The sequence below is a fragment of the Pseudahrensia aquimaris genome (assembly GCF_042676045.1).
Taxonomy (GTDB): Bacteria; Pseudomonadota; Alphaproteobacteria; order Rhizobiales; family Rhizobiaceae; genus Pseudahrensia; species Pseudahrensia aquimaris.
In genome coordinates, this window is record NZ_JBHTJV010000003.1 from 259,357 (window position 1) to 275,135 (window position 15,779).

Genomic DNA, 15,779 nt, shown 5'->3' on the forward strand with positions numbered 1-15,779 from the left:
CCATGGCCGTCGATCTGGCCGATCTGGCAGGCGGTCGTTTGACCATCGATCTTGGGGCTCTCGTTTCCAACTGGCAGCATTTGGCCAAGAGTTCCGGTGCGCCAGAGGCCGGGGCCGTCGTCAAGGCCGATGCCTATGGCTGCGGGATTGAACGCGCCGTTCCCGCGCTGAGGGTGGCGGGCTGCCGAACTTTCTTCGTGGCACTGGTTGCCGAAGGAATGCGTGTGAAGGCGTCGGCACCGGATTCGCGGGTGTTCGTGCTGAATGGGCTGTTTGCTGGAGCGGAAAGCGCGATTCATTCCAATGGCTTGATTCCGGTTTTGAACACTTTGAATCAGGTAGAGCGTTGGGCCGCATTCGCCCGCGAACTCGGCACCCCTACACCCTGCGCAATACAAATCGACAGCGGGATGCGCCGTGTTGGCATGAGCCCGCGCGATCTGGAGCGTGTGGTATCGCTCGATTATCTGATGCCGCATCTCGACATTCAATTGCTGATGACACACTTCGCGTGCGCTGATGATATCGGCCATCCCAAGAGCGAGGTTCAGCGCGAAGTGTTTGAACACACGTCGGCGCTGCTGCCTGACGTGCCGCGCTCGGCGGCCAATTCGGCAGCAAGCCTACAGGGCGGCGACTTCGCCTACGATCTGGCTCGTCCCGGCGTGGCGCTTTATGGCGGCGAAGCGTTGAACGATGTCGCCAATCCTGTTCGCCCCGTGGCAACACTTGAGGGGCGTATTATGCAGATCACCAAGGGCGCTGCGGGCGACAGCGTGGGATATGGTGGAACGGAGACGCTGAAGCGCGACAGCCGCATTGCCTACGTCTCGGTTGGCTACGCAGACGGCTATCTGCGCAGTGCAAGCAATATGGGCGTGCCCCTGCGGGCGGTCGCACCAGCGGCAACCGCTTGGTTCAAAGGCCACAGCCTGCGCGGTGTGGGACGCATATCGATGGATATGTGCGGATTTGACGTCACTGATGTTCCCAAGAATGAAATTGCAGAGGGCGATTGGATAGAGCTTATTGGCCCCAACGTGCCGCTCGATAATGTGGCCCGCGCGGCAGGCACAATCGGCTACGAATTGCTGACGGGATTGGGCGCACGCTACGAACGGATTTATGTCGGCGGATAGCGCTTGCCTTTTTGTTCTTCTTATGTTCTTTCTTGCCCATGGTGAAAACGCTGTCCAAATCCAAGATTCAATTCGTCTGCCAGAATTGCGGCGGCACCCATCCGCGCTGGTCAGGCAAGTGCGACCATTGCAACGAGTGGAACACGCTCGTGGAGGAAAGCCCCTCGACGGGCATCGCCTCGGGCCCCGGCCGCGCCACCAAGCCGGGTCGTGTGGTCGAGAAAGTGCCGCTGGATGGCACGACCGACGAAGCGCCGCGCATCGAAACCAAGATTTCCGAGTTGGACCGTGTGACGGGCGGCGGTTTTGTGCGTGGGTCAGCGCTTCTGGTGGGGGGCGACCCCGGCATCGGCAAATCCACACTTTTGATGCAGGCATCCGCCCACTTGGCGCGAAAGGGGCATGGTGTTGTATACGTGTCCGGCGAAGAGGCCATCGCGCAAGTGCGACTGCGGGCGCAGCGGCTGAAATGCGCTGATGCACCTGTATCACTGGTTGCCGAAACCAATGTTGAGAACATCATCGCAACGCTGGAGGCTGGAGAGCGCCCTGCCCTTGTGGTGATCGACTCCATTCAAACGCTGTGGACGGACGCGGTGGAGTCTGCGCCGGGCACAGTCAGCCAAGTGCGCTCCGCTGCGCAGGCAATGATCCGTTATGCCAAGCAATCCGGTTCGACGTTGGTGCTGGTGGGACACGTCACCAAGGAAGGGCAGATCGCCGGTCCACGGGTTGTGGAGCACATGGTGGATGCGGTGCTCTATTTCGAGGGCGAAGGCGGCCACCATTTCCGTATTTTGCGCGGCGTGAAAAACCGCTTCGGGCCAACCGATGAAATCGGCGTTTTTGAAATGACGGATGGTGGCTTGCGGCAGGTTCTCAATCCGTCGGAACTGTTTCTGGGCGAGCGCAACGGTGCTGCGCCAGGTGCCGCCGTGTTTGCGGGCATGGAGGGGCAGCGCTGCGTCTTGGTGGAAATTCAGGCACTCGTCGCGCCGTCCTCGCTTGGCACACCGCGTCGGGCCGTTGTGGGGTGGGATTCTTCGCGCCTGTCGATGATCCTTGCTGTGCTGGAGGCCCATTGCGGTGTGCGGCTGGGCAGTCACGATGTGTATCTTAATGTTGCAGGCGGTTTCCGCATTTCCGAACCGGCGGCGGATCTAGCGGTTGCGGCCGCGCTCGTGTCATCGCTTGCCAACACGCCGCTGCCCGAGAATTTCGTTTATTTCGGAGAAGTCAGTCTTTCCGGCCACTTGCGCCCCGTATCGCGGGCTGCAAGCCGCTTGAAGGAAGCGGGCAAACTGGGCTTTGAGGGCGCGACCTTCGCAGCTGGCAGCGAGGCCATAAAAGCACCGGGTTTGAGGCTCAATACGATTTCCAGCCTCGCCGATCTTGTGGTTGAACTGCTGGCTAAGGGTGGCAATGCCTTGCAGGATGGAGACGATGCTGGCAATAGATGACACCTGATTGAGACCGACCTTCGTTCGGTCGGCCTAAAGTGCGCGTTGCGCATCGATTTGAACGGAGCAAAAGGCCATGCCTTTCCTGCTGGACGGTATCCTGATCGTCGTGATGTTGGTGTCTGCCATCTTGGCGATGATACGCGGATTTTCACGCGAAATCTTCTCCATCATATCGTGGGCTGTGGCGGCGTTCGCAGCATTCTCATTCTACAAGATGTTGATGCCTACGGTTGCCAACTTGATCCCCAGCATTGCGGACAAAGAGTTGGTGCTAGCAGTTATCTCCGCACTGGTGATATTTCTAATCGTGTTGATCATCGTATCCTACCTCACCATGCTGGTGGCGGACATGATCATCGATAGCCGCATCGGTGTTCTGGACCGCACACTCGGGTTCATCTTTGGTGCCGTGCGCGGCGCGCTGCTGGTGATTGTTACATTGATGGGCTTTTTGTGGCTTGCTGGCGATCAGGAACCGACATGGGTTGCTGAAGCCAAATCCCGCCCCATGATGGAATCAATTGGCATAGGTTTGCGCGATGCCCTGCCAGACAATCTGGAAGATTTGATTTCCAAAGCGCTAAAGGGCGATGCAGCGCCCGAGACGCCGGGCGAGCAAGACGCCACCCCGACAGAAGAAAACTGATTTCCCGCTTGCGGAAACAAAAGGCCAAGACAATGACCGACTATCAAGACGACGCGGCCGACAAATTCCAGGAAGAGTGTGGGGTTTTTGGCATCCACGGCCACAGCGACGCGGCAACAATTGTCACGCTTGGCTTGCATGCTCTGCAACATCGCGGCCAAGAGGCAGCAGGCATTGTTTCGTGCGACCAAGGCACGTTCTATGCAGAGCGTCATGTCGGGCTGATCGGCGATACTTTCACAAAGCCATCGGTTATCGCTCGCCTGCCCGGCAACAGCGCCATAGGCCACAACCGCTACGCGACGACGGGCGATGGTGGCATGCGCAATGTGCAACCTTTCTTTGCCGATTTCGCCGGCGGTGGCTTTGCGTTAGCGCATAACGGCAATCTAACAAACGCCTCGTCCATCATGCGCGACTTGCAGCGGCAGGGCTCTATTTTCTCGTCCACTTCCGATACCGAAGTCATTTTGCACCTCATTGCGATGAGCCAAAAAACCTCGCTGGTGGAGCGGCTCACCGACGCCGTGGCCCGCATTGAAGGCGCGTTTTCGCTGGTGGCCATGTCGCAGCGCAAAATGATCGGTTGCCGCGACGGACTGGGCGTGCGCCCGCTGGTGCTGGGCGATCTGGATGGTTGCTATGTGCTGGCTTCAGAAACCTGTGCGCTCGATATTATAGGCGCGCGCTATGTGCGTGACATCAAGCCGGGCGAAATGGTTGTCATCACCGACAAGGGCATCGAGAGCTATTTCCCGTTTGAGCCAGCGAAGTCGCGCTTCTGCGTGTTTGAATACGTCTATTTTGCGCGGCCCGATTCCTCCGTGCAGGGCGAAAGCGTCTATTCGGTGCGCAAAAAGATTGGCGAGGAACTGGCCCGCGAAACGCATATCGACGCCGATATCGTCGTGCCGGTTCCGGATTCCGGCACACCCGCTGCCATCGGCTATGCGCAAGAAGCGGGGCTGCCTTTCGAACTCGGCATCATCCGCAATCACTATGTCGGGCGCACGTTTATCGCACCGACAGACAACATTCGCCATATGGGCGTGAAGTTGAAGCACAACGCCAACCGAAAATTGCTGGAGGGCAAGCGGGTTGTTTTGGTCGACGATTCCATCGTGCGTGGAACGACAAGCCAGAAGATCGTCGCGATGGTGCGCGACGCGGGTGCTGCTGAAGTGCATATGCGCATCGCCAGCCCACCGACGATTTCCGGCTGTTACTACGGCGTGGACACGCCGGAAAAGCAGAAGCTCCTCGCCTCGCGCATGAGCACGGACGAAATGGCCGATTTCATAAAGGTAGACTCGCTTGGCTTCCTGACAATTGATGGCCTCTACCGGGCCGTCGGTGAGGCGCAACGCAACGGTGAATCACCGCAATTCTGCGATGCCTGCTTCACGGGCGAATATCCAACGCGTTTGGTGGACAAAGAGGGCGTGGACGCCGATCCGGACACCAAAGTGCGCCCGTTCTCAGTTCTTTCAGAGGCCGGATAATCCATGAGCGATCAATCTCTTGAAGAGCGGCTCGCGGTCGTCACAGGCGCTTCGCGTGGCGTTGGCTATCACGCAGCCCTTGGTCTTGCGCAGGCCGGCGCTCACGTCATCGCCGTTGCCCGCACCCAAGGCGGGCTGGAAGAACTTGACGACGAAATCAAACAGGCCGGTGGAAGCGCAACGTTGGTGCCGCTTGATCTGAGAGATTTCGATGCGCTGGACAGGCTTGGCGGCTCCATTCACGAACGCTGGGGTAAGCTCGACATAGTGTTGGGCAATGCAGGCATGCTTGGTACGCCAACGCCCCTGCCCCACATGACGCCAAAAGCGTTTGACGATGTGATGGCGGTGAATGTGACCGCAAATTTCCGACTGATTCGGTCGCTCGACCCGTTGCTGCGTCTTTCAGATGCTGGCCGTGCGCTTTTTGTGACGTCTGGTGCCTCACGCTCCACGCGGCCTTTTGTTGGCCCTTACGCAGCTTCCAAGGCTGCGCTGGAGGCGATGGTGATTTCCTACGCTCGGGAAAATGAGAAGACGGCGATGAAGATCAATCTCGTCGATCCCGGCACGCTGCGAACCAAGATGCGGGCTCAATATGCGCCGGGTGAAGACCCGGAAACGGTCACGCCGCCAGAAGCAATCGTGCCAACTTTGGTCGATCTTCTATCGCCCTCATGCGAAGAAACCGGCCGCATTTTCAGCTTTCCCGACCAGGCTTGGATGTGACGGTTTTACAATCGTTTAACCATAAGCCCCTACTTTTTGAGCGTAGGAGAAGCGCCATGAAGTCCGATAGCAACAAGACAATCGTCGGGATGCCCAAAGAAGCGCGGATTGATGCCGATGATAATTATCTGTCGGAAATGACCGATCGCCTGCATCGGCTGCGCACACTCACCGGCGAAGATGAAACGCCGCTTAAGCGCGCAAAGAGCCGCACAACCGCGAAAAAAGACGCTCCGTCTTACTGAATTCGCTCCCCTTCATACGCGCCCGGCTTCACACGCCTGCGACATCACGGTTACAAAAATTAACATATTCTCGTTTGATATATGTTCAACCGAAACATATAGGTTGAGCATATCGCGAAAGATGAAAACCTTTCGCCGCCGCAATCCGTAACGTTTGACCGAAACGCAATTGCCAACGAGGCCCTCATGAACGTTCGCACACTTTGTCTGGCGATCCTTAATCTGGGGGACAGCACGGGCTACGAAATCCGCAAACTGTCCACCGAAGGCCATTTCACACATTTCGTAGACGCCTCCTACGGCTCCATCTACCCGGCTTTGAACAAGCTGGAGGTTGACGGGATGGTGACTTCGCGTGAAGAAATTCAGGTCGGTAAGCCCGCCCGCAAGGTTTATTCCATTACTGATCAGGGGCGCGCCGCATTTGCTGAGGCACTAACCCGCCCCGTCGGCAAAGACGTATTTAAAAGCGAATTCCTGCTGCTGGCGATGAACGCCGAGATTATGGACCCGGCCCATGTGGTGCGGGCAATAAACGCACAAATTGACTATCTGACCTCTGAACTCGCCATCATCGATGAGGCGCAAGGCTCCGTTGACATGGAGGGCGCGGATTGGGTGGCCGAATATGGCCGAACCTGCATTCAGGTCAGCATTGACTACATCAAGGCCCATCGCGGCTCACTCGAAGCCATCGCTGGCAAGCGATTTGGCGAATATGCAAATCAAGCCGCCATCGCGGCAGAATAACGGAGCGATCCCATGAAAATTCGCGGATCCCATCTTGTAGCACTTGCTATTGCTGCCGGTTTCGTTGGCTGGATGTATACAGGCGAGGTCATCGTTGGCGGCCAAGCAGACGCCAGCCAGCCCACAATTGTTGAGCGTGAAGCGACACGAAGTGAAAAAGCGTTTCGTGTGCGCACGCAGCGCATTCAACCCAGCGAACGCCAAGCAACGCTGGTTTTGCGCGGCCGCACGGAAGCGGAAGCGAAAGTTTCGGTTCGCGCGGAAACGCCCGGCACCGTTGAGCAGCGCCCTGTCGTGAACGGACAGGAAATCGCAGTCGGTGATTTGTTGTGCGTGGTTGATAAGGGTGTGCGCTCGATGCAACTGTCGCAGGCACAGGCGCAACTTTCGCAAGCCCAAGCTGATTTTGAAGCGACCGACAAACTGGTAAAACGCGGTTTTGCGACCCGAAGCCAACTCCGCGCCCTTCGCACGGCGTTGGACGCGGCAAAGTCTGCCGTTGCAACGGCTGAACAGGATATGAGCCGCACAGAGATCCGCGCCAAGGTTGCGGGCATCGTTCAGGAGCCGCTTGCCGAGGTTGGCGACAACCTTGCGCCCGGCGACGTCTGTGTAACGGTTATCGACACCGACCCCATGACGTTTACCGGGCAAGTTTCAGAACAAGATGTTGGTTCCATCAAGGTCGGAATGGAAGCGGTTGTGCGGTTGATCACCGGACAGAAAGTGAAAGGCACGATCACGCGGATTGGCATCGCAGCCGATCCCGCTACCCGCACATTTGAGGTGGAGATGGCCCTGCCCAACGCTGATGGCTCTCTGCGCGACGGCCTTACGGCGGAAGCGCGGATCGCACTGACCCCAACGCAAGCCTATGAGGTTGCCGCAAATTGGCTGACCTTGGCAGATGACGGAACCGTTGGCGTGCGTGCCGTGGACAGCACCAACAAGGTGACGTTCCACCCAGTCACAATCCTTTCACAAGGAGAAAAGACAATGTGGGTCAGTGGTTTGGAACCCAATCTTAATGTAATTGTTTTGGGCCAGAACTTCGTGGCTCAAGGAGAGGTCGTCGAGGCTGTTCCCGCCGGTAGCGTCAAGGAACAGCTCAGCCAGAGCGATGCTTCCACCACGGAGGCAACCAAATGACCAACGCTCTTGCCGTCCTGCTAAGCCGCCCGAGGACCATCCTTACGCTGATGTTGGTGATGATCGTAGCAGGCGTTAGCGCCTATATCTCGATACCGAAAGAAGCGCAGCCCGACATTGATGTGCCGGTCTACATCGTCACCGTGACGCAAAACGGCATTGCACCGGGCGACTCCGAACGCCTTCTGGTGCGACCGCTGGAATCGAAATTGCGCGGCCTTGATGGATTGAAAGAAATCACCACCATCGCGGCCCAAGGCGCTGCGACGGCTGTTCTGGAGTTCCAGATCGACACGGACAAAGACAAGGTGCTGGCCGATATCCGCGACAAGGTGGATCAGGCCAAGACCGAAATGCCAGCCGATGCCGATGAACCAATCGTCAACGAAACCAACTTTGCGCTTCAGCCGACGATCATCGTAACGCTCTCGGGTCAGGTTCCGGAGCGCACGCTCTATCGCTACGCCCGTCGTCTGAAAGACGAAATTGAAGCTATTGGCACCGTTCGTTCGGCTGATCTTTCGGGCAACCGCGAGGAAATGCTGGAGGTCGTGCTCGATCTGGCGCGGCTGGAAAGCTACGACATCACGCAAAACGAATTGCTGACCGCCCTTTCGCAAAACAACCAGCTCGTCGCCGCTGGCTTTCTGGATGACGGCAACAGCCGTTTTAACCTGAAGGTTCCTGGCCTCGTCGAGAGCGCAGCAGACGTCTACGCCATTCCGATCAAGCAGAACGGCGAAGCTGTCATTACGCTTGGAGAAGTGGCCGAAATACGCCGCACATTCAAAGATGCTTCTTCGTATACCCGTGTGAACGGTGAACCGGCGATTGCGCTGCAAGTCACCAAGCGGTTGGGCACCAACATCATTGAAAACAACACCGCCGTTCGCGAGGCGGTAGAGCGCTTTTCCGCCGATTGGCCGGAAACGATCAAGATCAACTATTTGCTCGATCAGTCGAGCTTCATCAACGAGGTTCAAGGCTCGCTGATGGCTTCGATCATGACCGCGATTGCGCTCGTTATGATCGTCGTCGTGGCCTCGCTGGGCCTGCGTACCGGGCTGCTTGTCGGCCTGTCTATTCCCGTGTCCTTCATGATCGGCTTTTTGATCTTGTCGAGCGTGGGCATGACCGTGAACATGATGGTGCTGTTCGGCATGGTCCTGACGGTGGGTATGTTGGTCGATGGGGCCATCGTGGTGACAGAATATGCTGACCGAAAGCTATCGGAAGGCATGGAGCCAGAAGAGGCCTATACCCGCGCGGCGCAATTGATGTTCTGGCCCGTTGTCTCCTCCACCGCCACGACACTCGCCGCCTTCCTGCCCCTGCTGCTTTGGCCGGGCGTTTCAGGCGAGTTTATGTCGTATCTGCCGGTGATGGTGATCATCGTTCTCACGGCCTCGCTGATGACAGCGCTGATCTTCCTGCCAACCTCCGGCGCACTGACAGGCCGCATCGCAGCGGCCATCGGTAAGCGTATTCCGTTCCGCAAGAAGCGGGTGTTCGGTGAAGACCAGGTCTCGGTGATGTATACGAGCAGCAAGGTGCTCGACATCCGCAAGGTGCCCGGCGCTATGGGCAGCTATTTGACCTTTCTCAAATATGCAGCCGGCAATGTTTTCGGCAATATGGCAGTCATTGCGGCAGTGATCGTTTCCACCATCACCGTCTTCACCCTGTTCGGCTCTAACAATGCAGGCGTTGAATTCTTCGTGGATGAAGAGCCGGACGTGGCCATCGTGCTCGTGTCCGCACGCGGCAACCTTTCCGCCACGCAGATCCGTGACTACGTGTCCGAAGTCGAGCAGGTCGCGCTGAATGTTAAAGGCATCGACAATGTTGTGATGACGGCCAACGCCGCAGGCAGTGGCCCGGGTGGCCCCTTGGGCGATGTTCAAGATAAGCCGGCCGATGTGGTTGGTGAATTGCAAATTGAATTGGCAGACTTTTGCTGCCGCCGCCGTGCGGTCGAAATCTTTCAGGAAATCCGTGACAAGACGGCGGCCATTCCCGGTTTGAAAGTTGAAGTGCGCAAAATCGAGGGCGGACCACCCACGGGCAAAGATATTCGACTTGAAGTGAAGTCGACCGACTACAATTCGATGATCGCTGCCGTGACAAAGCTGCGCGAGAAATTCGACAGCGTGACAGGCATCCAGGATATTGAAGACGGACGCCCCCTGCCCGGCATCGAACTGGAATTGAACGTCGATCGTGAACAGGCCGGACGCTATAACGCTGGCATCGCAGCTGTCGGCTCGATGGTGCAGCTTGTCTCCAATGGCGTCATGATCGGCAGCTATCGTCCCAACGATTCCGAGGACGAGTTGGAAATTCGAGTGCGGCTACCGAAGGCCGATCGAACTTTCGACACGCTGGACCAGCTGAAACTGCGCACGGCGAACGGACAGGTTCCCTTGTCGAACTTTGTAACGCGCACCGCAGTGCCTAAAGTCGCATCCATTACACGCAAAGATGGCCTCTACGCGATGGAGCTGAAGGCCAACCTGATTGAAGGTTTTGAGGAAAACGGCGCGCCGATTTCGAACCAGAGCAAGATTGACGAAATTCAGGCTTTCCTTGATGCCGAGACTTGGTCGCCGGATATCCAGTTCCGCTTCCGTGGTTCGGACGAAGAGGAGAAGGAAGCTGGCGAATTCCTCGGCAAAGCTGCCGGTATCTCGCTGTTCCTGATGTTCATCATTCTGGTGACGCAGTTCAACTCGTTCTACCAGACCATCCTCACGCTCTTTACCGTGGTGCTCGCGGTGGTTGGCGTGCTGATCGGGCAGATGGTAACGGGGTCCAAGTTCTCGATCATCATGACAGGCACGGGCGTTATCGCTCTGGCGGGCATTGTGGTGAACAACGCAATTGTGTTGATCGATACCTACAATCGCCTGCTTAGCGAAGGTGTTGAGCCGCGCGAAGCTGTGTTGAAGACTTCTGCTCAGCGTTTGCGGCCCATCATGTTGACGACGATCACCACGATCCTCGGCCTGGTTCCAATGGCACTGCAACTCAACGTGAACTTCTTCGAGCGCACCATTTCTTATGGCGGCATCACCTCGGTCTGGTGGGTGCAGTTGTCCATCGCCGTGATTTCGGGCCTCGCCTTTTCCACGCTGCTCACGTTGGTTGTCATTCCGGCGATGTTGTCGCTGCCATCGAACATCATGGCTCTATTTAACGGCAGAGGCCTATTCCCTGCTCTTGGTGACGGCACTGCTCAGGTGCCCGCTTTGGCTGGTGCGGCGATTGCTGCTGACAACACATTGACCCCTGATGATGTGTCGCTGCCAAAAGACGGCACTGTGGAACCGTTCAACGACGAGCCGGAACGCATCGCGGCGAGTTCGCGCAAAGCCCAGAGCAACGACAACAAGCCACGTCTGTCGAAGAACGATGGTAAGGCGTTTGATGATGATGGCGAAGCGTTCCCGGACGCAGCCGAGTAAGCCCTATTCGGCGCTCTTGGTATCCGCTTCGCTGCGTTTGTTCCACTCTCTCACCGAGAAGGGCAGCGTGGCAAGGTAGATCACGCACAGCGTTGTGAGGAAGCCCCAAGGGTAGCTGAACAGGAAGATCACCAACAGCGTGACCCCAATCATCAGCGGCAGCACAATACGGCGCGAGATGCGCCCGCCAATTTGCTTGCCTGACCATGTGGGCAAGTTGGACACCATTAAAAACGCGACGAACAGCATGAACATGGCAGACAACAACGCTACGCTGGTGCTTTTCTCCAGCCCAATCAGGCCGAGATAGACCGGCAGCAGCGCCAGCAATGCGCCAGCAGGGGCCGGAACGCCGGTGAAAAAATTGGTCTGCCATTTGGGCCTGTCAGGCGCTTCCAACATAACGTTGAAACGGGCCAGCCGCAGACAGCCGCAGATGGCAAACACCAGCGCCACAATCCAGCCCATCGTGTGCAAATCATTGAGCACATAGAGGTAGAGCACCATTGCCGGTGCCACGCCAAAATTTACGAAGTCGGCAAGTGAGTCCATCTGCTCGCCAAACGGCGTGCTCGATTCCAGCAAACGCGCCATACGCCCATCAAGACCGTCAAGAATGGCCGCGAATACGATGGCAACGACTGCAAATTCAAAGCGACCGTCGAAAGCCAGCCGCACCGCCGTCAAGCCAGAGCAGATCGCGCCGAGCGTGATGAGGTTGGGCACCAACATGCGCAACGGTATGTCGCGCAAGCGGCCAGAACTGGCCTCGGCCTCGTCGGGCTCCTCCGGTTCAAACTCTGGAAAAGGCGCCTTCATGACCATCCGCTAGACTGTCGTTGGCGTGGCGCTGGAAGAGTGGCTGTCGTTATGAGCCGCGAGAATTGTTTCGCCTGCGATCATCTTCTGGCCCAGATGGACCCGCGGGGTCGCGCCTTCCGGCAAAAACACATCGACGCGGGAGCCAAACCGGATCAGGCCGAAACGTTCGCCCTGCCCCAGAGTTTCGCCCATATCTTTCCAGCAGATGATGCGGCGGGCAACAAGGCCCGCGATCTGCACCACACCTACCTTGCCGTGTGGACCATCAATCAAAAGCGAGTTGCGTTCGTTTTCTTCAGAAGCCTTATCCAGATCTGCGGAAAGAAACTTTCCTGCACGGTGATAGACGACTTCAATTTTTCCCCGAACCGGAGCGCGGTTCACGTGGCAATTGAAGACATTCATAAACACCGAAATGCGCATGCGCTTTTCCGAACCCAGCCCCAGTTCCGCTGGCGGCGTATGAAGTGACAGCGCGGAGACCACCCCATCAGCAGGGCTGATGATCAGATCATCGCTCATCGGCACGACACGTTCAGGGTCGCGGAAGAAGGCCGCACACCAAATCGTCAATGCCAGACCAATCCAGAACAGCGGCTCCCAGATAATACCGAGCACAATGGTGGCAGCGGCAAAAGCCAGAATGAAGGGCGTGCCTGCCTTGTGGATGGGCACCAGAGAATCGCGGATAGAACTGACGACAGACATGGTCGGGCAACGGGCTCGCAAAGTGTGGAAATCGCGTCTTGTCTTACAGCCAATTCACGCTGTTAGGCAATTGCGGCACATAATCTATTCGGACCTATCGCTCAGCAAAGGCTGGTCCGATGATCTCGCGCACCAGCTTCTTTTCAATCGCGCGGGCGAAATCGTCAAAATCTGACGCCTGAATCAGGAAATGTCCCGGTCCGCCGATAACGCGGGTTGTGTAGTGGTGCACCAGCCCCATTTGTGCGAGATCGCCCAAATCGTATTCATCGCTGTGGATGGCCAATCCGTTGATCGTGATGCCTTGAGCGAGCGCACGATCACGCGCGAAAATCGGATCGTTCTCGTCGCTGGTGCCATCCCCGGATACATCTATTGCGAGACGATCGCCCACGTAATTGTTGGTGAGTATCTGGTTCATGGAGTGGGTGATAGCACCGGCAATATCGGTGAATCCGGAGACAGCGCGGGGCATGGCGCTCAGGTCTTCGGCAAAACGCTCTGCTCCTTGCGGGCCTTTCATCCATGTCCAGTCCACAGCCAGGCGCTGCTGTCCTGGCCCTGCCCATTGCACCACGGCAACGGCAATACCCTGCTCTCCCAGCGAGGCAATGGCGGACTGCACATTGGCACTACGGAATGCACGAGCGAGGCCCGTGCGCTGCAATTCATACTCATCTGCGTTGACGCTGGTCGATGTGTCGATTGCCAGAACCAGTTCCAGTTCGACATTGCGCAATTGGGCTTGGCCGACATGCGACACGGTGAGACTGGCAGCGATGGCAAGCGACAGTGCCGTTCCACGCGCCGCCATGTTGGTTTACGCCTCGTCTTTGGGCTTGCGCACGACAACACCAAGCTCGTCACGCGCCTGCGCATCGCGTAGCGCTTGCTCAGCTTCGGATGCTTCGCGTTGGCGATCCCACATGGCGGAATAGAGGCCACCCATTTTCAGCAAGTCCTGATGGGTGCCGCGCTCCGCAATTTCGCCCGTACGTAGAACGATGATTTCGTCGGCATCGATAACGGTCGAAAGGCGGTGGGCGATGACAACAGTTGTTCGGTTTTCGGAGACAATGTCGAGAGCCGCTTTGATCTCTTGCTCGGTCTGAGTATCGAGCGCAGACGTTGCCTCGTCCAGAATGAGAATGGGTGGCGCTTTCAGAAGCGTTCTGGCAATCGCCACACGCTGCTTTTCGCCGCCGGAGAGTTTCAAGCCGCGCTCGCCAACTTGCGTGGCAAAGCCTTGGGGCAGACGTTCGATGAAGTCACCGATCTGAGCGCGGTCTGCTGCCTGGCGCACCTCTTCTTCGGTCGCCGACATGCGCCCGTAGCGCACGTTATAGGCGATGCTTTCGTTGAACAGCACCGTATCCTGCGGCACCATGCCGATGGCGGCGCGCAGGCTGGATTGATCGACCTCCCGCAGGTCTTGCCCGTCAATCGTAATGGAACCACCCTGAATATCATAAAAGCGGAACAGCAAGCGCGAGATGGTGGACTTGCCCGCACCAGACGGGCCAACGATGGCGACCGTCTTGCCGGCAGGGACTTCGAAGCTGACATTTTTCAGGATGGGGCGGTCGTGGTCGTAGCGGAAGTCGACGGAATCAAACTTGATCGTGCCCTCTTTGACAACCAGATCGGGCGCGTTGGGTTGGTCCTTCACCTCTTCCTCGACCTCCAGCAGGTCAAACATCGCCTCAATGTCCGTTAGCCCCTGGCGGATTTCGCGGTAGACGAAGCCGATGAAATTGAGCGGGATCGACAGCTGCATCAGGAACATGTTGATGAGCACGAAGTCACCCAAGGTCTGCTCGCCGCGCTGAACGGCGAGCGCCGACAAGACCATGCAGACGAGCATGCCGATGGAAAAGATGAAGGTCTGACCGAAGTTCAGCCAGCCGAGTGATGTCCACGTTTTGGTGGCCGCGATTTCGTATTTCGCCATAGACACGTCGAAGCGGTCTGACTCCATCTTTTCGTTGCCGAAATATTTGACCGTCTCATAATTGAGCAGCGAGTCGACCGCCTTGGAATTGGCGTCGGTGTCAGAGGCGTTCATGTCGCGGCGGATGGAAATGCGCCAGTCGCTCGCCTTGATGGTGAAGTAGCTGTAGGCCCAAACCGTGAGCGCGATGACGACCACGTATTCCCAGCCGAAATAATAGGCAAAAATTCCCGCATAGAGCGCGAACTCAAGGATCGTGGGCAGCGTGTTCAGGATGGTGAAGCGCACGATCGTCTCGATGCCCTTCGTGCCACGCTCGATAATGCGCGACAGGCCGCCGGTGCGGCGCGCCAGATGGAAGCGCAGCGAAAGTTTGTGCATGTGAACGAAAGTGCGATACGCCAGTTGACGCACCGCGTGTTGGCCCACGCGGGCAAACAGCGCATCGCGCAATTGGTTCAGGCCCGTCATGACAATGCGGGCGACGTTGAAGCCGACAACCAGCATGACAGGCGTGGCCAACGCCGCGGGAATCCACCAAGCGCCGACCTCCAGCCCGTTCAGGGCATCCGTCGCGTATTTGAAGAAAAACGGCACGATGGCTGTGACCAGCTTTGCCAGCACCAGAAAGAAAGACGCGTAAAGCACGCGCATCTTCAGGTCGGGGCGGTCGTGCGGCCACATATAGGGCCACAAGCTGCGCACCGTTGCTATGGATGACTTGTCTTGCTCTGATGCGTCCTGCTTTTGTGCAGCGTCGGCTTGGGTCAAAACGAATTAACTTCTTTCAATATGCGTATTGCAGGCATCGCCCGCGCGGACGAATTAGCAATGGATGACATCGTCCTGAGGCTGGCAACAGGATTTCAAAAAAGAGCCGGTCGCGTCGGAAAGATCGGCAAGCAAGTCCTCATTGATGAAGTAACGCGAGCGGGGGTGAACGGTTTCAACTTGAATGAGCCCTGCATCGCACAAGACTTTCAAATGCTGGGAAATGGTGGACTGGGCCAGCGGTAGCGTATCCGTCAATTGCTTGCAGCCGCAATAGCGATGTTTGGCAATGTGCATGAGAATATCGATGCGGGCGGGATTGGCGAGCGCGGCAAAGACCGATGCCATGGCGGCCGAATCGCTGAGCCCGTCGGTGCGAAAGCTGGCGACCGCCTGTTCGCCGCAGCATGATTTTGCTTTTTCCATCGCTGCGAATCCTT

At 57.4% G+C, this 15,779-nt stretch carries 14 protein-coding genes; 9 read left to right on the forward strand and 5 right to left on the reverse strand.

The features are described from left to right. The first annotated feature begins 2 nt into the window (after nt 1-2). The 9 genes from alr (at nt 3) to ACFQ14_RS04810 (ending at nt 11,087) form a co-directional block, all read left to right on the forward strand. Nucleotides 3-1,139 carry an alanine racemase gene (alr, locus tag ACFQ14_RS04770; RefSeq protein ID WP_377211559.1) on the forward strand — a complete coding sequence of 379 codons (1,137 nt, stop codon included), beginning with the start codon at nt 3-5 and terminating at the stop codon, nt 1,137-1,139. Nucleotides 1,140-1,177: 38 nt separating this feature from the next. Beyond that, on the forward strand, nt 1,178-2,599 hold the full coding sequence (gene radA, locus ACFQ14_RS04775) for a DNA repair protein RadA (RefSeq protein WP_377211560.1): 1,422 nt from the start codon (nt 1,178-1,180) through the stop codon (nt 2,597-2,599). Nucleotides 2,600-2,675: 76 nt separating this feature from the next. Then, on the forward strand, nt 2,676-3,248 hold the full coding sequence (locus ACFQ14_RS04780) for a CvpA family protein (protein WP_377211561.1): 573 nt from the start codon (nt 2,676-2,678) through the stop codon (nt 3,246-3,248). Between the two features lie 32 nt (nt 3,249-3,280). After that, nucleotides 3,281-4,750, forward strand: coding sequence for an amidophosphoribosyltransferase (gene purF / locus ACFQ14_RS04785; protein WP_377211562.1), 1,470 nt, complete (start codon nt 3,281-3,283; stop codon nt 4,748-4,750). Nucleotides 4,751-4,753: 3 nt separating this feature from the next. Further along, nucleotides 4,754-5,479 (forward strand): SDR family NAD(P)-dependent oxidoreductase, encoded by a 726-nt coding sequence (locus ACFQ14_RS04790; protein ID WP_377211563.1) that lies wholly within the window; start codon nt 4,754-4,756, stop codon nt 5,477-5,479. 56 nt (nt 5,480-5,535) lie between these two features. Further along, nucleotides 5,536-5,724: a hypothetical protein gene (locus ACFQ14_RS04795; RefSeq protein ID WP_377211564.1), complete on the forward strand. Its 189-nt coding sequence runs from the start codon at nt 5,536-5,538 to the stop codon at nt 5,722-5,724. 186 nt (nt 5,725-5,910) lie between these two features. Then, nucleotides 5,911-6,474, forward strand: a complete 564-nt coding sequence (locus ACFQ14_RS04800) for a helix-turn-helix transcriptional regulator (RefSeq protein ID WP_377211565.1) — start codon at nt 5,911-5,913, stop codon at nt 6,472-6,474. 12 nt (nt 6,475-6,486) lie between these two features. Further along, entirely contained in the window at nt 6,487-7,623 is a 1,137-nt protein-coding gene (locus tag ACFQ14_RS04805) for an efflux RND transporter periplasmic adaptor subunit (protein WP_377211566.1), read from the forward strand. After that, nucleotides 7,620-11,087, forward strand: coding sequence for an efflux RND transporter permease subunit (locus ACFQ14_RS04810; RefSeq protein ID WP_377211567.1), 3,468 nt, complete (start codon nt 7,620-7,622; stop codon nt 11,085-11,087). The genes ACFQ14_RS04805 and ACFQ14_RS04810 overlap by 4 nt, the downstream gene beginning before the upstream one ends. Before the next feature lie 3 nt (nt 11,088-11,090). On the opposite strand, the gene pssA is transcribed toward ACFQ14_RS04810, so the two are convergent. From pssA to ACFQ14_RS04835, 5 genes are all read right to left on the reverse strand, one after another. Next, nucleotides 11,091-11,906, reverse strand: coding sequence for a CDP-diacylglycerol--serine O-phosphatidyltransferase (gene pssA, locus ACFQ14_RS04815; RefSeq protein ID WP_377211568.1), 816 nt, complete (start codon nt 11,904-11,906; stop codon nt 11,091-11,093). Nucleotides 11,907-11,915: 9 nt separating this feature from the next. Further along, on the reverse strand, nt 11,916-12,617 hold the full coding sequence (locus ACFQ14_RS04820; protein ID WP_377211569.1) for a phosphatidylserine decarboxylase: 702 nt from the start codon (nt 12,615-12,617) through the stop codon (nt 11,916-11,918). Between the two features lie 94 nt (nt 12,618-12,711). Beyond that, nucleotides 12,712-13,431 (reverse strand): DUF1194 domain-containing protein, encoded by a 720-nt coding sequence (locus ACFQ14_RS04825; protein WP_377211570.1) that lies wholly within the window; start codon nt 13,429-13,431, stop codon nt 12,712-12,714. 6 nt (nt 13,432-13,437) lie between these two features. Further along, nucleotides 13,438-15,339: an ABCB family ABC transporter ATP-binding protein/permease gene (locus tag ACFQ14_RS04830; RefSeq protein WP_377211571.1), complete on the reverse strand. Its 1,902-nt coding sequence runs from the start codon at nt 15,337-15,339 to the stop codon at nt 13,438-13,440. A 54-nt stretch (nt 15,340-15,393) separates the two neighbouring features. Continuing rightward, entirely contained in the window at nt 15,394-15,765 is a 372-nt protein-coding gene (locus ACFQ14_RS04835; protein WP_377211572.1) for an ArsR/SmtB family transcription factor, read from the reverse strand. Nucleotides 15,766-15,779: the final 14 nt, after the last annotated feature.